Source organism: Shinella sp. GW835-FHT14H05 (genome assembly GCF_058793575.1).
This window is the reverse complement of the sequence record NZ_JBXAFY010000008.1, coordinates 59854-81018: the sequence shown is the minus strand read 5'-3', so window position 1 is coordinate 81018 and position 21165 is coordinate 59854. Positions and strand designations below refer to the sequence as shown.

Here is a 21165-nt window from a genome sequence, read left to right as displayed (position 1 = left end):
CGGCGAAACCCGTCAGGGAAGAGTGTCCCAGGAGGCATCGCGACCGAAGCGTGCAAGCAGCCAGCGCAGGAAAAGCCGCGTCACGGATCGGCCAAGGCTCGCATTGTTGCAGACCACATGCCAGCCGCCGAAAGCGTCGATAGAAAAGGAGAAGGGTTTGATCAGCACGCCGCGCTTGAGGTCCGACGCCGACAGCGTGTCGCTCACCAGCGCAACGCCGGTGCCGTGGATCGCAAGGTCGATCGCCATGCCGAGGTCGCTGCAATAGAGATGACGAGCCTGCTGGGCGAGATCAGGCTCGCCGGCTTCGGAAAACCACCGCCGCCATTCGGACCCGTCGTCCCAGTGCAGCAACAGGCAGTGGCGAAGATCGGCTGGTTGGGTGATCGATCCGCCAATGCGCTCGAACAGCAGCGGGCTGCAAACCGGCGTGACGTTGACATGCGCAAGAAGCGCGGACCAGCGGTCCGCCCATCCACCCGGGCCGAAGGAGATGCCGACATCGATGTCGCCGAGTTCGTGCACGCGCTGGTTCTCGACCAGGCGGATATGGCATTCGATCGAGGGATGGTCCTGGCAGAAATCGCTGATGTGCCGGGCAAGCCAAGTGTTGGCGAACATGGGCGGACACGCGACGTCGAGCCGCCCGCCGACCTGGCTCGCGTCGGAGAGGCGCATCGTGGCGGCGAGGATTTCCTGAAGTGCGGCGGACACCGTCTTTGCGAGGATGCGGCCAGCGTCCGTCAGCGCCACGCCGCGCCCAGCCTTGGCGAAGAGTTCGCAGCCGAGCGCCTCTTCAAGACGGCGGATCTGATGGCTGACCGCGCTGTCGGTCAGGTGAAGCTCGGCCGCCGCCTTGGCAAGGCTCTGATGGCGCGCGGCCGCCTCGAAGGTTCGCAGCGTCGGCAGGGGAAGGTTGCGCAGGTCGGCCAACGGAATCAACGAACATGTGAAGGAGGATATTGCGCGCGACGATACGCGCAGTTCTGAGACCACGCAACGCGCTTCACGGCAACACCAACATGCAGTTGGGCGCGACGAGGGAACCCCGCGGCCTCATTTCACCATGAAGCGCGAGCTGAACGGCAGGCTTGCCGCGCCGACTGCCTTGGGGGCAGCATAGGTCTTGCCGACGATTTCGTCGATGGTGGGATTTCTTCTCGGACGAGATCGTACAGCGCCGTACAGATACTGGCCGGGATGAAGGAGGAGAAGCAGCAGACGGCATAGGCAAACTCGTGGTCGGCGTCGGCGCGCCCTATCCGGCACCCCATCGCCGCTTACCCCATGCCGGACCTTTGGTTCGAGGGCATGTTCGGCGACGGCTATGAAAAGTCTAAGGCGCTCGCCGATTTCATGAAGGTCGAGTACCTGTCGGCCGGAGACCACGTCTCGACCGACGGCGTGGATGGCATCCACTTCTCCGCCGAGACCAACATCACGCTCGGACACGCGATCGCCGACAAGGTCGCGGCGTTGTTCTGAGCAAAGCCACTCCGGCACCTCCCCTGCCGGAGTGGCTTACATTTCCAGCCACTTGCCGAAGAAATACGCGATCTGCTTATGCCACCACGGCCAGTCGTGGCTCGCGTCCGGCCCCCAGAAATCGACCCAGGCGGGAATGCCCTTCTCGCGCAACACGGCCTCCAGGTGACGGGTGTCCTCGATCATCTGCTCCTCCCAGGCGCCCTGGCCGCAGCAGAAGAAGAGGCGGCGCGAGCGGATCCGGTCGAGGAGATCGCCTTCGGGCATTCCTGCGAGATAGTTCACCGGCGAGTTGAAGTAGATCTGGCCGTCCAGTGCATCGCCGAAGAAATGCCGAGTGGAGTAGACGCCACTCAGCGCGATGACGCCGGCGGCGCGGTCGGGGAAGCGGAACAGGAAGTTGCTGGCGTGGAAGGCGCCCATCGAACAGCCCGACAGGATCGGCAAGCCGCCGCCGGCGGCAAGGATCTCCGGCAGCAATTCGTCGTTGATGTAGCGGAAATAGGATTCGTGGCGGGCGATGCGGGCCGGAAGGTCGTGGCCGTTGGAAAAGAAGCTCTCGCCGTCGATGCCGTCGGCGGTCCAGAGCCGGATTTCGCCGGCGTTAATGCGATCGGCGAGCGCGTTGACGCCGCCTGAATCCTCGTACTGGTAGAAGCGTCCGTTGGATGTGGGGAAGACGAGCACCGGCCGGCCGGCATGGCCGTAGGTCTTGAACTCCATCTCCCGCCCGAGGTGATGGCTGAAGCGCTTCTGATAGTCGACCTGCACCGTATTAACGCTCCACATCCTGGATGAAGCGCACGATGGCTTTCACCTCTTCAAAATCTTCCGAACGGAACTGATAGGCGAAATTGCCCATAGCCCGGCTGAACACATCCTCGATCGGCGCGCAATGCACGATCTTCTTGCCATGGGCCGCCAGAATCGCCCCGTGGTCGTTGACGTAGCGAATGTGATTCTTGCGGCTGGCATAGCCGGTATAGTAGCGCCCCGTGAAGGGGCCGGCGACCTTGTTGTTGACGACCATGCCGGCCCATTCGCGATAGACGTCCATATCGTAGGAGTAGTTGATGGCGTCGGTCATCCAGGCGCCGGGCGGGCGCATGTTGACCTCCAGCGCCACGATGCGCCCATCCGCCCGCGTCTGGAAGAACTCGATATGGAAGAACTTTTCGCGAATGCCGAAGGCCTTGACGGCGGCGCGGCCGGCCTTTTCCACTGCGGGATCGACAAAGGGCAGGCAATAGTAGTTGAGGTGGGAATCGGCGTTGACCACGCCCATGATGCTCTGCTCGAAACGGTGGCTGGCGGCGAAGACGATCTCGCCGTCGCGGTTCACCAGTCCGTCATAGGTCAGTATGATGCCGTCGATGAACTGTTCGGCGACATAACGCACGCCGGGCTTTTTCGCCGCCTCGAAGGCGTCGAGGTCGCCCTTGTCGCTGATCTTCAGCGTGTTGCTGGCGCCCGAGCCTTGGTCCGGCTTGATCACGATGGGATAGCCGACCTCGGCGATGAAGGCCTCCACGCCGGCCCGGTCGACATAGCCGTGCTGGCGGATCGTCTCGACGCCGGCCTTCTTGAAGAAGGCGCTCATCTTCGACTTGTGCTTGAGGTTCTCGATGAAATCGCTGCGGATGCCGGGAATGTTGAAATCGGTGCGGATCGCCGCGTCCTGCTCCAGCCAGTGCTCGTTGAGCGATTCGAACCGTTCGATGCGGCCCCAGCGATGGATGAAATGGCCCATGGCGCGCAGCACCTGGTCGGCATTCTCCATGTCCGCGATGCGGTAATATTCGCTGAGGGCGTTCTTGAGCTTCGGGGCGAGGCGGTCGAAGGGCGCGTCGCCGATCCCCAGGATCGTGGCGCCGGCCTGCCGGAGGCGATCGCAGAAGTCGGCATTGTTGGCGGGAAAGTGCGGAGAGAAGAACACGAATTTCACGAGGAACTGCTCCGGGAGGTGAAAGGGAATATTAGTCGAGGTCGAAATGAGAGAAAAGTGGGGCTTGGCGCCACAATCGCAGCGCAAAACCGTTTTGTCCGGCCCGCCTAAAGGCTACCGATCGCCGCGTTGACGGCCTCGATCCGGCGCAGACGCGCGCGTCCTTCGGCGCCGGCGCGAAGGCTCGCATGCACCATGATGCGGTGGCAGACGGCCGGCACGGCGGCGTGGTTGTACTTCGGGCTGCGGGCGTGGGCTGGGCGGGCGTCGCGCTCGTCATGACGGCGATCGCCTCTTTCTGCCGCACGCTGGTCGGCATCCCGGCCCGCGCATCGTCGAGGAGCATCTGCGCCTCTTCTGGGGCCTCCTGGTGGTCAGCTTCCTCATCGGCAATGTCTTCCTGCTGGAGCTGAACATTCCGCTGATCGGCCTCTGGGTGCGGCTCGACCGTTTCGAGCCCGCGCCGCAGCTCATCGGTTTCGTACTCGGGCCAATGATGGAGGAGTATTTTCGCCGCACCATGCTTTTGTCGCGCGGTGATGCGCTGGTGCTGTTGGAGCGGCCGGGTTCGGCGCTGCTGCTCGCTGCGGCGCTCCTGTTGTTTGTCGCAGCTTTTGTGCCGGTTGCACGCTGGAGGGCGATTATCCACCGCCAAACGCATGGGAAGACGGCCTGAACTGATTTTTTCCAGGCTGCGTCCTGCCCCTCGGCGGGTTGCGCCTATACTGTCGGCACGGTTCCGCCATCGATGATGTATTCCGTCCCCGTTATCGCCGAAGCTCGGTCGGAGGCAAGGAAGGCGATGAGGTTGGCGACTTCGTGCGGCTTTGCCGGCCGGCCCATCGGAATGCCGCCGAGCGCATCCATGATGATCTTCTTGCCGCCCTCATAGTCGGTGCCGGCCTGCTCTGCCAGGCGTTCGGCCAGACGCACCGCCGCCTCGGTCTCGATCCAGCCCGGCGACACCCGCGCCACGCGCACGCCCTTGGGAGACACCTCTTTCGACAGGGCCTTGCTGTAGGTCGAAAGCGCGGCCTTCGCCGCCGCATAGGCAGTCGTCGACTCCGGCAGGGGGAGGACCCTCTGGATGGAAGAGACATGGATCACGACGCCACATCCCTGAGCGACCATTTCCGGAACAAGCTGCCGATCAAGCCGGATGGCAGGGAAGAGATTGAGATACAGCTCCTTGTGCCACTCGGCATCGGTCAGCGCCGAAAAGCCGCCGCCCGGCGCCGAGGAGCCGCCGAGCATATGCACGATGATGTCGACGCCGCCAAGCCGCTCACGCGTGGCCTGGGCCACGGCGGCACAACCTTCCTCGGTGGTGAGATCGGCAGCAATGAAGAGCTCTTCAGGCAGGGCCTCGGGCCGGGCGCGGGCGGTCGTGACCACCTGCGCACCAAGCGCCCGGAACAGTTCGACGGTCGCGGCGCCCGCGCCTTTCGTTCCAGCGGTGATGAGGGCGCGTTTGCCTTTCAACGTGAGAAATCCGGTCATCAGCCAATCTCCAGTCCGACGATCCTGTCGTCCTTGACGGTGAAGGAAAAATCGAGCGTCACGGGGCTGTTGGGAAATTGTCCCGTCACCGTCGCACGGACGGAAACGTTGTCACCCGCACCTTTCGTCTCGATGGGCTCGGCGACGTGATGGTACTTTTTCTTTGCTGCCACCCACCAGCTACGGATTGCGCCCACACCTTCATGGCGGGAGCCCTCGTCCTTAACCACGGCGCTCGCGGAGAACACCGCAGCCAGGGCATCCGGGTCGTTGCGCCTGTCGGCGTCGAAATAGGCTTTCACAACGTCAGGCATATCCATCGCTTCTTCCTCATCTGCATGTTCCTCCTAGATAAGGCTCGACGATTGTATGAATAAGTGGGATAAAACGGGATGACTAATTGAACGAATCGGGACAATGGAGCGCGCTGGCCTGAACGACCTGAATGCCGTCATCGCAATTGCGCGCAGGAGAACGTTTCGAGCGGCCGCCATCGATCTCGGGATGTCCACGACCGCGCTGAGCCATGCCATCGGAAAGCTCGAGGCAAATCTTGGCGTGCGCCTGTTCAATCGCACGACGCGCAGCGTCTCGCTGACCGATGCCGGCAGGCTGTTCGTGGAACGGGTGGGGCCTGCACTTCAGGATATCCATGGCGCATTGGATATGGTGCGATCCCAACGGGAGACGCCCTCGGGGACGATACGGATCAACGCCGCTCCGTTTGCCGCGCGCGAAATCATCTCGCCGCTCGTCATCGAATTTCTTCGTCGCTATCCGGACATGAACGTCGACCTGGTGACCGAAGGGCGGTTGATCGATATCGTTGCCGATGGTTTTGATCTAGGCGTGCGGGTTGCCGGCCTGGTTCCCAGCGACATGATCGCGGTCCCACTCGGCCGCCCGCAGCGATATGCTATCGTCGGGTCTCCCGACTATTTCAGGCACAACGGAAAACCGCGTGTCCCACCGGACCTTCTCGGCCACAAATGCATCCGTGTGCGCTTGCCGGACGGCGCGCTTTTCCGATGGCGTTTCGAGAAGGACGGGGAGACGGTTCAGATCGACGTGCGGGGGCCTATCATGCTCGACGAAGTAAGCCTCGCGCGAACCGCCGTCATGGAGAATATCGGCATTGGTTGCTTCATGGAGCAAGGCGTCCTCGCCGATATAGAGGCAGGCCGTCTGGTCCGCGTGCTGGAGGATTGGACGCCGCCCTTTCCAGGGCTCTGCCTGTATTATCCCGGCCGCCGAAATCTATCCGCCGGCGTTAAGGCTTTTCTCGCCTTGGCGCGTGAGGTGGCGGGGAAAAGTGTCGCAAAGCGCCGGAACAGGCGTATGCAATAACCTTAAGACTGCAAAGCGTGGTGATCAGTTGCCGTTGCCGGCAGATGCGAAGATGCAGAGCGGACCTGCCCGTTTTAAAGCCGGGCCTTGCAAAAGAATGGCCCGGTAAAAGGGATTATCCGCCATTATAATAGAGCGATGTGGCGTGCTTTATTTCGTATTTTTTGTTCATAATCCGCACGGTGCGATATAGCGTTCCGGCATGGCTTCGCACCCATTTTGCAGCAGAGGCTTCCCCGGTTCGACACGGCCATGGCAAGGGCGACCCGATCTCTAGCAAGCGGGTCGACGAACCCATCGGTCATGCCGGAATCAGGCGCTCCATGAGGGCTTTCAGATCGCGCGCCACGGCAAAGCTGTTGTCCTGATGCTGCCGGTTGCAGAACAGTTCGCAGCTCCACCAGCCGTCATAGCCCGTCGATTTCACGGCATCTACCCAGCTTTGAAGGTCGAGGACGCCCTGTCCGGTGGGGACGTCGCGCAGCAGCGGTTCGTTCGGTATGCCGCCGGTATAGGGCAGGGAATCGCAGAGGTGCACACCGTAGATCAGGTCCTTGTCCAGTCGTGCGATCTGCTCCGGCGTATCCCCCGAGGTATAGGAGTGCCAGAAGTCGATGACGATCCGTACATTGTCCCGCTTGCACAAGTCGAGGATCCGCTGTTGCGCATCCATTGTGTTGAGCGGCGTCCACGACAGGGCTTCGAGATAGACGATTAGTCCGTGGGAGGCGGCGATGTCGGCCACGGCCTGAAGGTTGGCGGCCGTCTGTTCGGTCTGGATATCTTTTGGCAGGTCGATCAGGCCGCGGTAGAGATGTGGATAGCGCTCCGCGGCGCCCGGCTCGAAAACGCGGATATCCAAAGGACCGGTGATGGCTTCGATCCCTCTCGCGCCCGCCGCGGATGCCAACACGCAAAGTTGTTCGGCTTCGCGCAGCATCTGCCGACGGGCGTCGCCCTGTCGTTCCAGATCGATCAGAAAGCCGATGCCGGGGAGGAAAAGGCCGTCGAGGCGCGCCTTCAACTCCGGCACGGTGAAGCCGGCATCGAGAAACGCGCCGATCTTGTTGCCGGAGGTTTCAAGGCCATCGAACCCGATAGTACGGGCGATTTCGATGTCGATGGCCAAGGTGTTCGATTTGGATGCCATCGAATGAAAGATGAGTTGGTTCTGGGTTCTGGTCATGGCTGCCGGCTTCCTCTGTTCGTTCATTACGGGCTGCTGACGGAAACGTGGCGCCTGCGTGCCGCTGCCTGGACGGCTTCGGCGGCGCGCAGAGCGATGACGTTGTCGTCGGCAAGCGACATCCATGTGCCCGAGCCTTGGGGCAGGGCGAGGAATGCCTCGATCGTGGTCATGTGCTGGTCGCGTTCGCGCACCGGAATAAGCTCGTTCCGGCCGTTGAGGCGGCGCACAAGGGCACCGGTCCCTCTGCCGCTAAGGGTTCCGTGCGCAGTGAGCGTGCCACGGTCACCGGCGAGCATGACGATACTTTCGAACTCCGCGGTCGTGAAACTCTCGTAGGATTGAAAGAGCGCGCCACCGGACAGGCGGATCGCGTAGGATATCTGGTCGCCGTCGGCGCCGCCTGGCACGGACGAAAGGGCAGTCACCGCCGCCGGTTCCTGACCGGTGAGAAATCGTGCCAGATCGATGCTGTCGACGGATATTTCAAGAAGGGCGGCGCCGCGATCCATCGTCTCGTCGATGTGACGGTTGGGCGGGAGTTGAAATGGTGCGCCCCGCGCGATGAGAAGCGACTGCAGCGTGCCGATCTCGCCATCCTGCAGCAGCCGGCGCATGGTCTGGTGCGGCGAGAGGGTGCGGAATGGCTGGTTGAGGGCCAGGAGGATGCCGGCCTTCCTGCATTCTTCGGCCAAGTTTGCCGCGATGCGGCTGTTGCCGGCAATCGGGCCGTCGCACAGGACGTGTTTTCGCGCCGCCGCCGCGGCCAGGATATAGTGCTTGCGACGGTCGCGGGCGGCGCTGACATAAGCAAATTGGACGCGCGGATCGCGAAGGGCCGGCCGCGCATCGACGGCGATGCCGGCTATCTGCATGTCCTGCGAGAAATGTGTCGCATATTGCCGGTTCCGACTGACGACCCACAGGGGCTGATGCCCGACCGAACGGATCGCCGCCACCATGTGCTCGGTTGCAATGGTGCCGGTGCCCATGACCGACCATCCAAGTTCTTCCCCGGAATGCACCGCACGTCCTCCTCTTCATCATCCGGAGATTGACCGGTCGCCAAGCGCGCTACAACTTCGCAGACAATTGATGTCTTTAGCGATATGAAGTACAATCAGCGTCACAGTGCGTCATGCCGGGGGCTTTAATGGAACAGCTGGGAAGAGATGGGGCCGCCCTGGCGGCGAACCTGAGAACGCTGTGCGAGCAGCACGGCTCCGTGGCCGCCGTCTGCCGCAAGATCAATGTCAACCGGCAGCAGTTCAACAAGTACCTGTCGGGCGCGCATGTGCCGTCGGCGGCCAATCTGAGGATCATCGCGAACTATTTCGGCCTCAGCGTCGCCATGCTCTTTGCCGACCCGGAGGAGTTCCGCACGCTGGTGGAAGGCAACTTCTTCCATGCGATGGCGACCGCCCGCCAACTGCCGGAGTTCTCGCGCTTCGTGTCGGAGATGATCGTGGAGAACAATGCCGATCACAACGACATCGTCGGGATCTACGACCGCTATCAGTTTTCCTCGATCTATAAGGGCTTCGTGCTGCGCTCGGCCTTCTGCATCTATCGCAACAAGGAATTCCTCCAGCACTATTATGTCGAGCGTTTCCCGAGCTTCGACGACCCGAAGAAGACGGAATATGTCTTCAAATATTACGGCTTCTGCTTCCCCGTCGCCGATCGCCTCTTCACCGCGGATTTCGAGGGCATCCAGTCGAACGAATTGACGTTTGGCGTCTATGCGCAGGTCAAGCGGAACGCCAAGCGCTTCATGTTCGGAATTTCCAGCGGCATTGCTGCGACCGTTTTCCGCCAGCCCTATTCCACGAAGGTCGCGCTGCACTACCGGGGGCCTGGCTTGCTGCGCCGCGAGCATCTCAAGGAGCTGACGGTAATGGACCGCAATGATCCCAGCATTCCGCGCGAGGCACTGCAATATCTCGGCGACGGCTCCGACATGATCCAGATGAGTTGAAGGCCGCCGTCAGGGGTGCAGTTCGACGGCGAGCCAGACGCTGTCGGTATCCGCATAGTAGCGGTGCCAGGGATAGGTCCACTGGTTCTCGCCGGTGACCCGGCAGAAGGGATCGTGCGAATAGCCGATCGGCATCACCACGTCCTCATAGAGCGTCGCTGCGTCGCGCGCCTTGAATTTCTGCATGCGACCCGACCCATGGATCTGCGTGTGCGTTTCCAGGAACGGGTGCTCGTTATGGATGAAGCAATCCGTGTCGCCGGGCGACCACCAAAGATTGAGCTTCAGCGTGAAGGTCTGCGGCGCTTCGGCTGCCGCGCGTTCATTGGTGAAGACGCGGGGATCGAGGGTGACGGTGCCGATCTCGTCCTGCGCCGATATGTAGAGCGGCGTGTCGCGGGGAAAGCTGCGGATGCGGTTGCCCAGCCAGTCCCAGCCACGAAACATGCAGCCACCGAGATTGGTCGGCCTGACGACCTTGATGATCGCGGCGCGATCCGCCGAGCGGATGCGGCCGCCCTTCAGCCAGGTCGACTTCCACGCCGGTACGATGGCGGGATGTTCGTCGCCGGTGATCATCGGGGAGGGGCTGATATTGACCACGACGGCGTCCGTCACGTCATAGTCCGCGACGTTCTCGATAAGCGTTGCGGAAATGAAGTCGTCTGCGAAAGCCAGGTCTCTGCTCAGGTTCTGCACGGCGGTGCCTCTTTTGTCTGTCCGTGTTCTGAGAAAGCCATAGCGCGCGCCGCGAAAAAAGTGCGCGCCGGAATTAATTTATTCGCATGATGGCGCGGCTCCAGCTTCACTTTGCGAAGGAGGGCGTTGTTCTGGATCACCTGCCGCTCGCCACCGGGATGCCAGCGGACCGCTGCAAATTGACCGCGTCGGCGGCGGCGCGGCCGTCGCGATCATGAACCCTGACGCAAAACTGCTTTTGAAGTGCGTCATCTCGCGTCAGTGTTTCGATGGCTGCGAACTTGCGAGTTTGCCCCGCTCGGCGGAAGAATAAGCCTATCGCTGGAGGGCGTCCCCGTCCTGCTCACAAGATAACGAGATTTCAGAGGGTCGATCAATGAAGCTGACAGGTGGTCAAGTCGTCGCGAAAGCGTTGAAGGAATATGGCGTCGAATATGTGGCGGGCGTGCCCGGCCACGGCATCTGGTCGCTGTTCGACGCGTTCCTGCAGGAGGGATCGGAAATCCCCTTCATCCAGGTGATGCACGAGCAGAGCGCGGTTCACATGGCCGACGGCTACTACCGCGCCTGCGGCAAGCCGATGGCTTGCTCCACCTCGGTCGGTCCGGGCGCGGCCAACACGATCATTGGCCTTGCAACCGCCTATTGCGATTCCACTTCGCTCTTCTACGTTTCCGGCTCGCCCCAGACCTATATGCATGGCCACGGCACTATGCAGGAGCTGGAACGCCAGCAGGACAATGCCTTTCCGCGCATCACCGAGCAGGTGACCAAGCGCGCCTGGCAGGCCAATTCGGTGCAGGTCCTCCCAAGCATTATGCACCGTGCCTTCAGCGAGTTGCTGACGGGCCGCCCGGGTCCGGTTCATGTCGAAGTCCCGATGGACGTTCAGGTCGAGGCGGCGGATGTCACCATCCATCCGCTCGGCAAGCGCCTGCCGGTCGGCGTCGCCTATCCGGATCCGAAGGCCATTGAAGCCGCGCTGAAGGTTCTTCTCTCCGCCGAGCGCCCGGTCATCGTTGCCGGCGGCGGCGCGATCACGGCCAATGCATCGGCAGAACTGACGCGCCTTGCCGAAAAGCTCGGTGCCGCCGTCTCGATCACTTGGAACGGCAAGGGCGCCATTTCCGAAGATCACCAGTTGTTCATCGGCGCCGTCGGCCAGACGGGCACGACCTGCGGCAACAAGATCACCGCATCGGCCGACGTCGTCGTTTCGGTCGGCTGCCGCTTCACCGACTGGTCGGCCTCCTCCTATGCCAAGGGCGTCTCCTTCTCGATCCCCTCGGCCAAACTCATCCATATCGACCTCGACCCGCGCGAGATCGGCAAGAACTACGAGACGGAAGTCGGCATCGTCGCCGATGCCAAGGTGACGCTGGAGGCGATTCTCTCGCTGATTTCCGATGCGGACTCGCAGAAGATGCTTTCGCGTCGCGAGACCTTCCTCGCCGACGTGCAGAAGGCCAAGGCCGAATGGCGCGCCCAGGTCGAGCCGCGCGAAAACAGCCGCGAGACGCCCTTCACCTCGCAGCGCCCGTTGATGGCGCTTCGCAAGGTGCTCGATCGAAACGGCATCGTCGTCGTCGGCTCGGGCAATACGCAGGGCTCGGTCAAGCAGAGCTTCCCGATCTACGAACCCCGTACGCATCTCACCTCCGGTTCCTATTCGCCGATGGGCTGGGCGGTGCCGGCAGCGCTTGGCGCCAAGCTCGCCTGCCCGGACCGGCAGGTCGTCGCCATCGTCGGCGATGGTGACTTCATGATGTCGCTGCCGGAAATGGGCACGGCCGTCATGAACGGCATCAATGTCGTGTTCCTCGTGCTGAACAACCAGGGCTACATGTCGATCCGCGGCGGACAGCGCAAGTTCATGGGCCGCCACATCGCCTCCGAGTTCAACCACCACGCCGGTAACGGCGCGCCCTATTCCGCCGACATCACGGCCTCCGCCAAGGCCTTCGGCCTTCAGGCGTGGAAGGTGGAGAAGGACGAGGACCTCGAAAGCAGCCTGAAGGCGGCGCTCGAATGCGGCGGTCCGGCCCTCGTCGAAGTGATCGTCTCGCGCGATGCCGCCGGTCCCTTCGCCACCGGCTGGTGGGACTTCCCGTCGCCGGCCTACTACGAGAAGGAGCAGGCCGCACACGCAGAGATGCGCGCCCGCGAACAGCACCTCTAGACATCGCGAGCAGGGGAGGCCTGAGCCTCCCTTGCCCTCCCAAGATCCTTGATAGCGCGGCGCCCACGGCGGCCGTGAACGAAGAGACTTTGTCATGATCCGGCACATCAAAACAGCCAAGGCTCCCATCGACGACGGCGGAACCGACAGCGCGGTCACCAAGGCGGTCGAGGCACTTCTCGCAAAAGTCAGGGATGGCGGCGATAAGGCGGTTCGCGAACTTTCCGTGCAGTTCGACAAGTTCGATCGCGAATCCTACCGGCTGACGAAGGATGAGGTCGCGGGCTGCATCAACGCGCTCACGGCCCGGGAGCGCGAGGACCTCGATTTTGCGCAGGATCAGATCCGCCGGTTCGCAGAGGTCCAGAAGGCCGCGCTGAAGGACGTCGAGGTCGAGACCCTGCCGGGCGTCGTGCTCGGCCACAAGAACGTGCCGATCCAGAATGTCGGCTGCTATGTGCCGGGCGGCAAATATCCGCTGCTGGCATCCGCCCACATGACCGTGCTGACGGCGCGTGTCGCCGGCTGCCAGCGGGTGATCACCTGCGCACCGCCCTTCCAGGGCAAGATTGCCGAAAAGATCGTTGCGGCGCAGGCGCTTGCCGGCGCCGATGAGATTTACTGCATCGGCGGCGTACAGGCGATCGCCGCGATGGCCTACGGCACGGAAACGATCGATCCGGTCGACATGCTGGCTGGCCCCGGCAATGCCTATGTGGCAGAAGCAAAACGGCTGCTCTTCGGCCGCGTCGGCATCGACCTTTTCGCCGGCCCGACGGAAACGCTGATCATCGCCGACGACAGCGTCGACGGCGAACTGGTGGCGACGGACCTCCTCGGCCAGGCCGAGCATGGCGTCAATTCGCCAGCGATTCTCATCACCAATTCGGAAAAGCTGGCGCGCGATACGCTTTCTGAGATCGAGCGCCTGCTCGCGATCCTCCCGACGGCCGAGGTCGCCGGCAAGGCGTGGGAGGATTTCGGCGAGATTATCCTCTGCGACACCATCGAGGAGATGCTGGCGGAAGGCGACCGCGTGGCGTCCGAACATGTGCAGGTCATGACCCGCGATCCGGACTACTTCCTCGCCAACATGAAGAACTACGGCGCGCTGTTCCTGGGTGCCCGCACGAACGTTGCCTTCGGCGACAAGGTGATCGGCACCAACCATACGCTGCCGACCAACAAGGCGGCCCGCTACACCGGCGGCCTCTGGGTCGGAAAATTCCTGAAGACCTGCACCTACCAGAAGGTCCTGACCGACGAGGCGTCCGCGATGATCGGCGCCTACGGCTCGCGGCTCTGCCTGATGGAAGGCTTCGCCGGGCATGCCGAGCAGGCAAACATTCGTGTCCGCCGCTACGGCGGCCGCAACGTCGGCTACGCGATGCCCGCAGACCCCGTTTAACGACCACGCACAAGAGCCCGACAGGGGCCGCGCTAAAAAACTCAACCAGAGAGGACCAACGTCATGTCGAAGTTTATTGCCACTGTTCTTGCCGCCACCATGCTCGTGCCCGTTGCGGCGCGTGCGGAAGGCGAGATCGAAGTTCTGCACCATTGGGTCTCGCAAAGCGAGGTGGACGCGCTCAACGTCATTCGCAAGGAGCTCGAGGCCAAGGGGTTTACGTGGAAGGATTCCGCCGTTGGCGGCATGAGCGGCGCGAATGCGCAGCAGGCGCTGCGCTCGCGCCTCACGGCGGGCAACCCGCCGGGCGCCATGCAGTTTCTTGGCTGGGAAGGCGTTCAGTGGGCGGAGCAGGGCGTCGTTCGCGACCTGAACGACCTCGCCAAGACCGGCGGCTGGCGTGAAGCGCTTGCCCCTCAGCTCCTGCCCTTCGTGACATCGGGTGATGCCTTCATTGCAGCCCCCATCAACATGCACCGCCAGAACTGGGTCTGGGCCAACAAGAAGATCTTCGACGATGCCGGCATTGCCGTTCCGAAGTCCTGGGCGGAGCTGATCGCGGCCGGCAAGACGCTTCAGGAGAAGGGTATCGTTCCCGTCGCGATGGGTGACGAGCCGTGGCAGATCGGGATCATTTTCGACGCCCTCCTGTCGGACGTCAACGGACCGGAATTCTACCAGAAGACGGCGATCGATCTCGATCCGGCAGCGCTCGGCAGTGCCGAGATGGTGAAGGTGTTCGACACGCTGCGCGAGGTGCGCGGCCTCGTCGACAACAACTTCGTCGGCCGCGACTGGGCGGTTGCCACGGGCATGGTCATCAACGGGGAAGCCGCGATGCAGTTCATGGGCGACTGGGCGAAGGGCGAGTTCCTGGCGAAGGGCCTGAAGCCCAACCAGGACTTCTACTGCTTCGCCACGCCCGGCCAGGTGACCTCCTTCCAGTACCTGATCGATAGCTTCGGCATGTTCACCGTACAGGACGAGAACGTGCAGAACGCGCAGACGGCACTTGCCGAGACCATCATGGATCCGAAGGTCCAGAAAGGCTTCAACCTGATCAAGGGCTCGATCCCGGCCCGCAGCGACGTCTCGGTCGACGACTTCGACGATTGCGCCAAGCTCGGCTACCAGGAGCGCGCCGCGGCAATCGAGAAGGGCAGCATGCAGGGCGCTATGACGCACGGCTTCGCCGCCAAGCCGGAATTCGCCTCCGTCTTCAGCGACGTCGCCGCGCAGTTCTTCGTCGGCAACATGAGCTCGGAAGACGCCGTCAAGATGCTGGTCTCCGGCATCGACAACGCGCGTTAAAGCCCAACTGCCAACCGGAGGAGCCGCGCCTGTCGGCTCCTCCACCGTACCCGCAATCGGAGCTGACCCATGAGCGCTTCTACGCGCATGTCATCGCGATTGGCAGCCTGGCTTCCGCGCATCGTCGTCGCTCCCAGCCTGCTCGTCGTCATCGTCACCGTCTACCTGTTTATCCTGTGGACGGGGCTGATTTCCGTCACCTCGTCGAAATTCGTGCCGACCTACGATTTCGTCGGCCTTGAACAATATGTGCGCCTCTGGGCGACCCCCCGCTGGCACACCGCCGTCGCCAACCTGTTCATCTTTTCCGCGCTCTTCCTGGCGCTGTCCACGGGCTTGGGCCTGCTGATGGCGATCCTCCTGGACCAGAACATCCGGGCCGAGGGAGCGCTGCGGGCGATCTATCTCTATCCGATGGCGCTGTCGTTCATCGTCACAGGAACGGCCTGGAAGTGGATCATGAATCCTGGTCTCGGCATCCAGCGGGTGGTCAACGACCTCGGCTGGACGGACTTCCGCTTCGACTGGATCACCGACCCGCAAATGGCGATCTACACCGTCGTGGTGGCCGGTGTCTGGCAGTCTTCGGGTTTTGCCATGGCGATCTTCCTTGCGGGGCTGAGAGGCATCGACAACTCCGTCATCAAGGCGGCACAGATCGAGGGCGCCACGCTGCCGCTGATCTACCGGCAGATCATCATTCCCATGCTGCGCCCGGCCATGCTGAGCGTGATCGTCCTCCTCAGCTACATCGCCATCAAGAGTTTCGACCTGGTGCTGGCCTTGACGAACGGCGGCCCCGGAACGGCGACCGAACTGCCCTCGACCTTCATGTTCTCCGCCACCTTCCGGCGAAACCAGATGGGCGTCGGTGCGGCCAGTGCCGTGATGATGCTCATGACCGTCGCGGCGATCATCATTCCCTACCTCTATTCCGAGCTGCGGGAGAAGAACAATGGCTGAAGCACTTTCGCAATCCGGCAAGGCGCGGCTGGGCCGCATCGTCATCTACACCTGCCTGATGATCGTGGCACTGCTCTACCTGATGCCGCTCTGGGTCATGGTCTCGACCTCGCTGAAGCCGCTCGACGAAATCTATGGCGGCTCGTTCATCGGCCTTCCCAAGGTGGTGACGCTCGATGCATGGCGGGCGGCCTGGTCGCAGGCCTGCATCGGAACCGAATGCACCGGGCTGAAACCCTATTTCGTCAACTCGCTGCTGATGGTCATCCCGGCCGTCGCCCTGTCGACGGGGATCGGCGCGATCAACGGCTACATCCTCACGAAATGGAAGTTCCCCGGCGCCAATTTCGTTTTCGGCCTCATGCTCTTCGGCTGCTTCTTGCCGTACCAGGCGATCCTCATTCCCATGGCGCGCACGCTCGGACTGCTGGGTCTCGCCGGCTCCATTCCCGGTCTCGTCGCCGTCCACGTCTCTTACGGCGTCTGCTTCACGACGCTGTTCTTCCGCAACTACTTCGTGTCGCTGCCGGATGAACTCACGAAGGCGGCGATGGTCGATGGCGCGGGCTTCTTCCGGATTTTCTGGAGTGTCATCCTGCCGACCTCCATTCCGATCATCGTCGTGTCCTGCATCTGGCAGTTCACGCAGATTTGGAACGACTTCCTCTTCGGTGTGTCCTTCACCTCCGGTTCGAGCAGCCCGATCACGGTCGCGCTCAACAACATCGTCAACGTGACCACCGGTCGCAAGCAGTACAATGTCGACATGGCCGCCGCCATGATCGCCGCCATCCCAACTTTGGTCGTCTACATCGTCGCTGGTCGATATTTCGTCCGCGGGCTGACGGCCGGTGCCGTGAAAGGCTGATCCCATGTCCACTCTTGAAATCGATCGCGTCCGCAAATCCTATGGTCATTTCGAGGTTTTGAAGGAGGTTTCGATCTCCATCGGAACCGGCGATTTCCTCGTGCTGCTCGGCCCTTCCGGCTGTGGCAAGTCCACGCTTCTCAACATGATCGCCGGGCTAGAAACGATCTCGGGTGGCGAGATCCGCATCGCGGGAAAGACCGTCAACGAGCTTTCGCCGAAGGATCGGGATATCGCGATGGTGTTTCAGTCCTACGCGCTCTACCCGACGATGACCGTGCGGCAGAACATCGAGTTCGGCATGAAGATCCGGCGCGTCACCCAGGCCGACCGCGCCAAGGCCGTGAAGACGGCGTCCGACCTGTTGCAGATCGACCATCTGCTCGATCGCAAGCCGTCGCAGCTCTCCGGCGGCCAGCGCCAGCGCGTGGCCATGGGGCGTGCCATCGTGCGCGAACCGAAGCTGTTCCTGTTCGACGAGCCGCTGTCGAACCTTGATGCCAAGCTGCGCGTCGACATGCGCACGGAGATCAAACGCCTCCATGCCCGCCTCGGCACGACGATCGTCTATGTCACGCATGACCAGATCGAGGCCATGACGCTTGCCACCCGCGTGGCGGTCATGAAGGACGGCGTCGTGCAGCAGCTCGACGAGCCGCAGGCCGTTTATGACCGGCCGGCCAATGTCTACGTCGCACGCTTCGTCGGGTCACCGGCCATGAACATCGTGCCGGCGGTTCTGGAGGTGCAGGGCTCGACGGCGACGGCCGTCATCGACATCGCCAAACGCCCGGCGGCACGCATTGCCGGCATCACCCTGTCGCCGGAGGCCCTGCAGCGCTACGCCGGCAAGAAGGTGCTTGTCGGCATCCGCCCGGAAAACTTCTCGATTGCCACGGGCGGCGCTGCCCCGCCATCGCTCACCATCGACTTCGACGTGGTCGAGCCGACCGGGCCTGACACCCTGGCCGTCTTCCAGCTTGGCGGCGTCGAGGTGACGGCCCGTCTTCCGCCCAAGCAGGCCCATGCGAGGCAGGAAGCCGCCCTGTCCGTCGACACATCGAAGACCGTGCTGTTCGACATCGAATCCGAAACGCGCATCGACTGAAAGACATCATGACCCAGACCGCAGACATCGTCATCATCGGCTCCGGCATCGGCGGCGCATCCCTGGCACACAGCCTTGCCCCCTCCGGCCTGCGGATCGTCATTCTGGAGCGTGGCGATTACCTGAAGGACAGCCCGGAAGCGCGCGATGACCGTGCGATCTTCCAGAAAGGGTTCTACCGCTCTTCGGAGGAATGGCTGGGCACGGATGGCGAGAGTTTCCTTCCGGGCAACTATTATTATGTGGGTGGCAATTCGAAGTTCTTCGGTGCCGTCATGTATCGCTACCGCCGCGAGGATTTTGCTCCGCGCCCGCATATGGACGGCGCATCTCCGGGCTGGCCGATGTCCTACGAGGCGCTTTCGCCTTGGTACGATGCAGCCGAAAGCATTTTCCAAGTGCGCGGTTCGGTTTCCGAGGATCCAACGGAGCCGCCGCATGACACGTCCTATGCCTATCCGAAGGTTCCTGACGAACCGGCGATTGCCGCCGTCCGCCGCCGGCTGGAAAAGGCGGGCATCCATCCGGCCGCCCTTCCGCTCTCGATCGATATCGAGGCCTGGTTGAAACGGGCAAAGACAGGGTGGGATGCGTTTCCGAACACGGGCGTCGGCAAGATCGATGCGGAGGTGGGGCCGCTCGCAAGTGCGCTTGCCCATCAGAATGTCAGCCTCCTGACCGGCGCCAGCGTGACACGGCTGGAGACCGACGAGACGGGCCGCAGGGTCATCGCCGCCGTCTATGTGAAGGACGGGATCGAGCACCGCATTTCCGCCGATCGCTTCGCCGTGGCGGCGGGCGCGGTCCAGACAGCAGCGCTTCTCCTGCGCTCCGCAAGCAAGGCGCATCCAACCGGCCTCGCCAACGGCTCGGACCAGGTGGGCCGCAATTTCATGAACCACAACACGACGGCGATGCTGACGATCGATCCCTTCGCGGCCAATACCTCGGTCTACCAGAAGACCATCGCCTTCAACGATTTCTACAACGCGGACAACGAATACGGCGCGCCGCTCGGCAACGTGCAGCTTCTCGGCCACATCACTGGCAATATCCTCAAGGCCAATCTTCCATTTCCGGCGCCAACGTGGATTGCAAAACTCATCGCGCGCTACGCCTATGGCTGGTTCCTGACGAGCGAGGACCTGCCCAACCCGGAAAGCCGGGTGATGGTGCGCGACAATCGCATCGTCATGCACTGGATCCGCTCGAACATGCGCGCGCACGAGGCGCTGATTGCCAAGACCCGCGCGGTCATGCGCAAGGCCGGTTTCCCGATCGTGCTGACGCACACCTTCGGCCGCAAGACGACGTCGCACCAATGCGGAACCGCCCGCATGGGCAGCGATCCGCAAACCTCGGTCGTCGATCTCGATTGCCGCAGCCATGATGTCGAAAACCTCTACGTCACGGATGCCTCCGTGCTGCCGACATCGGCCGCCGTCAATCCGGCTCTGACCATTGCTGCCCTCGCGATCAAGGCCGGCAGCGCCATTTCAAGGGGGCGATGATGGGACTTCGGGATATGGGATCGGCGCGCTACGGCATTTCGCCCCGGCATCCGGACGAGATCACCACATTCGACTATATCGTGGTCGGTGGCGGCTCGACGGGTTGCGTCATCGCCGCGCGCCTATCGGAAGACCCCGCCGTCAACGTGCTCCTGCTCGAGGAGGGACCACGCGACCGCAGCCCGTACATCCACATTCCCGGCGCCTATTACAAGACTGCGCAAGGCGACCTCCTGAAGCGCATTCCCTGGGAGCCGATGGCCGAACAGGAGCGCACGGAGACGCCGACCATGGTGCAGGCCCGGGTTCTGGGCGGCGGCAGCTCGGTCAATGCCATGATCTACATTCGCGGCGTGCCGGCCGACTATGAGCAATGGGTTGCGCTTGGCGCCGAAGGCTGGGGATATGCCGATGTGTTGCCCTTCTTCAAGCGCGCCGAGGACAACAATCGCTTCTGCAACGCCGCCCACGGTGTCGGCGGTCCGCTTGGCGTTTCCGATATCGACTACATCCATCCGCTGACCCGCGCCTGGCTCCAGGCATGCCAGCAGGCGGGCCTGCCCTACAATCCGGATTTCAACTCCGGCGATCCGGAAGGCTGTGGCCTCTATCAGATCACGGCCCGCAACGGTCGCCGTAGCTCCGCTGCCGTGGCCTATCTCAACCCGGCACGCAAGCGGCGCAATCTGCGTGTGGAAACCGGCGCCATGGTCACGCGCGTGCTCATCGAGAACGGGCGTGCGGTGGGTGTCGAGTGTGTCAAGGGCAAGCGCACGGTCGTGTACCGCGCCGACCAGGAGGTCGTCCTCTCGACGGGGGCGATCGCCACGCCCAAGCTCCTGATGCTGTCGGGCGTCGGCCCGGCGGACCAGATCCGGCGCCAGGGCCTCGACGTGCACGCCGACCTGCCGGGTGTCGGCCAGAACCTGCAGGACCACATCGAGATTTCGCTCGTCTACCAACTCAACGGCCCGCACAGCTACGACAAGTACAAGAAGCCGCATTGGAAGGCGCTTGCCGGGCTGAACTATGCGCTGTTCCGCAACGGCCCCGCATCTTCCAACCTCATCGAAGGCGGCGCCTTCTGGTGGGGCAACCGGGGCGAGGCGAGCCCGGATATCCAGTATTTCATGGTCGTCGGTGCGGGCATCGAGGAGGGTGTCGATGCGGTTCCCGGCGGCAATGGCTGCACGGTCAATCTCGGACAGATCCGGCCGCGCTCCAGGGGAGAAGTCACACTCCTTAGCGCCGACCCGGCGGCGAACCCGCGCGTGGCGCCGCGCTATTTCTACGATCCCTACGATCTCGACGCCATGACCGAAGGTGCGATGGCCGCCATCGACATCATGGCGCAGCCGGCAATCTCGAAATTCGTGGCGGCACGGCACGCGCCATCGCCGGCGCTCAAGACGCGGGAGGATATCAGGGCCTTCTGCGTCAAGGATGCGCACGCGGCGCTTCACCCTGCCGGAACGTGCCGGATGGGCGGCGACAACATGGCGGTGGTCGATCCGAAACTGCGCGTGCATGGAATTGAACGGCTTCGTATCGCCGATGCGTCTGTCATGCCGACGCTGATCTCCGGCAACCCGAATTCGGTCTGCATCATGATCGGCGAGCGTGCGGCCGAATTTCTGCGGTCGTAGGGCGTGATGAGAAGCGCCGTATTCTTTTGTG

General features: G+C 62.7%; 20 protein-coding genes. 12 read left to right on the top strand and 8 right to left on the bottom strand.

The window, feature by feature from the left end; genetic code table 11:
- Window positions 1–12 precede the first annotated feature (12 nt).
- Window positions 13–933: a LysR substrate-binding domain-containing protein gene (locus tag AC1Q6Z_RS22600; protein ID WP_492649360.1), complete on the bottom strand. Its 921-nt coding sequence runs from the start codon at window positions 931–933 to the stop codon at window positions 13–15.
- 354 nt (window positions 934–1287) lie between these two features.
- Between AC1Q6Z_RS22600 and AC1Q6Z_RS22595 the strand changes: the two genes are divergently transcribed.
- Window positions 1288–1485: an SGNH/GDSL hydrolase family protein gene (locus AC1Q6Z_RS22595; protein WP_256120195.1), complete on the top strand. Its 198-nt coding sequence runs from the start codon at window positions 1288–1290 to the stop codon at window positions 1483–1485.
- 36 nt (window positions 1486–1521) lie between these two features.
- On the opposite strand, the gene AC1Q6Z_RS22590 is transcribed toward AC1Q6Z_RS22595, so the two are convergent.
- Window positions 1522–2256 carry an esterase family protein gene (locus tag AC1Q6Z_RS22590; protein ID WP_256120196.1) on the bottom strand — a complete coding sequence of 245 codons (735 nt, stop codon included), beginning with the start codon at window positions 2254–2256 and terminating at the stop codon, window positions 1522–1524.
- A gap of 4 nt (window positions 2257–2260) precedes the next feature.
- The gene (locus AC1Q6Z_RS22585; RefSeq protein ID WP_492649359.1) at window positions 2261–3430 is read right to left on the bottom strand and encodes an ATP-grasp domain-containing protein; all 1170 of its coding nucleotides are present in this window, start codon (window positions 3428–3430) and stop codon (window positions 2261–2263) included.
- A gap of 370 nt (window positions 3431–3800) precedes the next feature.
- Between AC1Q6Z_RS22585 and AC1Q6Z_RS22580 the strand changes: the two genes are divergently transcribed.
- The gene (locus AC1Q6Z_RS22580; protein WP_492649358.1) at window positions 3801–4106 is read left to right on the top strand and encodes a hypothetical protein; all 306 of its coding nucleotides are present in this window, start codon (window positions 3801–3803) and stop codon (window positions 4104–4106) included.
- A 44-nt stretch (window positions 4107–4150) separates the two neighbouring features.
- Here the strand turns inward: AC1Q6Z_RS22580 and AC1Q6Z_RS22575 are convergent, their stop codons facing one another.
- Complete coding sequence (locus tag AC1Q6Z_RS22575; protein WP_492649357.1) at window positions 4151–4930, bottom strand: SDR family oxidoreductase; 780 nt, start codon at window positions 4928–4930, stop codon at window positions 4151–4153.
- Complete coding sequence (locus AC1Q6Z_RS22570; RefSeq protein ID WP_492649356.1) at window positions 4930–5250, bottom strand: nuclear transport factor 2 family protein; 321 nt, start codon at window positions 5248–5250, stop codon at window positions 4930–4932. Before AC1Q6Z_RS22570 ends, AC1Q6Z_RS22575 begins: the two co-directional genes overlap by 1 nt.
- A gap of 97 nt (window positions 5251–5347) precedes the next feature.
- On the opposite strand from AC1Q6Z_RS22570, the gene AC1Q6Z_RS22565 reads away from it, so the two are divergent.
- Complete coding sequence (locus AC1Q6Z_RS22565; protein ID WP_256120200.1) at window positions 5348–6277, top strand: LysR family transcriptional regulator; 930 nt, start codon at window positions 5348–5350, stop codon at window positions 6275–6277.
- A 301-nt stretch (window positions 6278–6578) separates the two neighbouring features.
- Here the strand turns inward: AC1Q6Z_RS22565 and AC1Q6Z_RS22560 are convergent, their stop codons facing one another.
- Entirely contained in the window at window positions 6579–7463 is an 885-nt protein-coding gene (locus tag AC1Q6Z_RS22560) for a sugar phosphate isomerase/epimerase family protein (RefSeq protein ID WP_492649355.1), read from the bottom strand.
- 26 nt (window positions 7464–7489) lie between these two features.
- Complete coding sequence (locus AC1Q6Z_RS22555) at window positions 7490–8488, bottom strand: Gfo/Idh/MocA family protein (RefSeq protein WP_492649354.1); 999 nt, start codon at window positions 8486–8488, stop codon at window positions 7490–7492.
- Between the two features lie 128 nt (window positions 8489–8616).
- On the opposite strand from AC1Q6Z_RS22555, the gene AC1Q6Z_RS22550 reads away from it, so the two are divergent.
- On the top strand, window positions 8617–9441 hold the full coding sequence (locus AC1Q6Z_RS22550) for a helix-turn-helix domain-containing protein (protein WP_256120203.1): 825 nt from the start codon (window positions 8617–8619) through the stop codon (window positions 9439–9441).
- Between the two features lie 9 nt (window positions 9442–9450).
- On the opposite strand, the gene AC1Q6Z_RS22545 is transcribed toward AC1Q6Z_RS22550, so the two are convergent.
- Window positions 9451–10140: a hypothetical protein gene (locus tag AC1Q6Z_RS22545; RefSeq protein WP_492649353.1), complete on the bottom strand. Its 690-nt coding sequence runs from the start codon at window positions 10138–10140 to the stop codon at window positions 9451–9453.
- Window positions 10141–10516: 376 nt separating this feature from the next.
- Between AC1Q6Z_RS22545 and AC1Q6Z_RS22540 the strand changes: the two genes are divergently transcribed.
- The 8 genes from AC1Q6Z_RS22540 (at window position 10517) to AC1Q6Z_RS22505 (ending at window position 21134) form a co-directional block, all read left to right on the top strand.
- A complete protein-coding gene (locus AC1Q6Z_RS22540) occupies window positions 10517–12319 on the top strand; it encodes a thiamine pyrophosphate-binding protein (protein WP_492649352.1) in 1803 nt (600 codons plus the stop codon).
- A 94-nt stretch (window positions 12320–12413) separates the two neighbouring features.
- The gene (gene hisD / locus AC1Q6Z_RS22535) at window positions 12414–13727 is read left to right on the top strand and encodes a histidinol dehydrogenase (RefSeq protein ID WP_492649351.1); all 1314 of its coding nucleotides are present in this window, start codon (window positions 12414–12416) and stop codon (window positions 13725–13727) included.
- A gap of 63 nt (window positions 13728–13790) precedes the next feature.
- Window positions 13791–15038 carry an ABC transporter substrate-binding protein gene (locus AC1Q6Z_RS22530; RefSeq protein WP_256120207.1) on the top strand — a complete coding sequence of 416 codons (1248 nt, stop codon included), beginning with the start codon at window positions 13791–13793 and terminating at the stop codon, window positions 15036–15038.
- Between the two features lie 69 nt (window positions 15039–15107).
- Window positions 15108–16001: a carbohydrate ABC transporter permease gene (locus tag AC1Q6Z_RS22525; RefSeq protein WP_256120208.1), complete on the top strand. Its 894-nt coding sequence runs from the start codon at window positions 15108–15110 to the stop codon at window positions 15999–16001.
- The gene (locus AC1Q6Z_RS22520; RefSeq protein WP_492649350.1) at window positions 15994–16869 is read left to right on the top strand and encodes a carbohydrate ABC transporter permease; all 876 of its coding nucleotides are present in this window, start codon (window positions 15994–15996) and stop codon (window positions 16867–16869) included. The genes AC1Q6Z_RS22525 and AC1Q6Z_RS22520 overlap by 8 nt, the downstream gene beginning before the upstream one ends.
- A 4-nt stretch (window positions 16870–16873) precedes the next feature.
- On the top strand, window positions 16874–17977 hold the full coding sequence (locus tag AC1Q6Z_RS22515; protein WP_492649349.1) for an ABC transporter ATP-binding protein: 1104 nt from the start codon (window positions 16874–16876) through the stop codon (window positions 17975–17977).
- Window positions 17978–17985: 8 nt separating this feature from the next.
- The gene (locus AC1Q6Z_RS22510; RefSeq protein ID WP_492649348.1) at window positions 17986–19488 is read left to right on the top strand and encodes a GMC oxidoreductase; all 1503 of its coding nucleotides are present in this window, start codon (window positions 17986–17988) and stop codon (window positions 19486–19488) included.
- Complete coding sequence (locus AC1Q6Z_RS22505) at window positions 19485–21134, top strand: GMC family oxidoreductase (protein ID WP_492649347.1); 1650 nt, start codon at window positions 19485–19487, stop codon at window positions 21132–21134. Before AC1Q6Z_RS22510 ends, AC1Q6Z_RS22505 begins: the two co-directional genes overlap by 4 nt.
- Window positions 21135–21165: the final 31 nt, after the last annotated feature.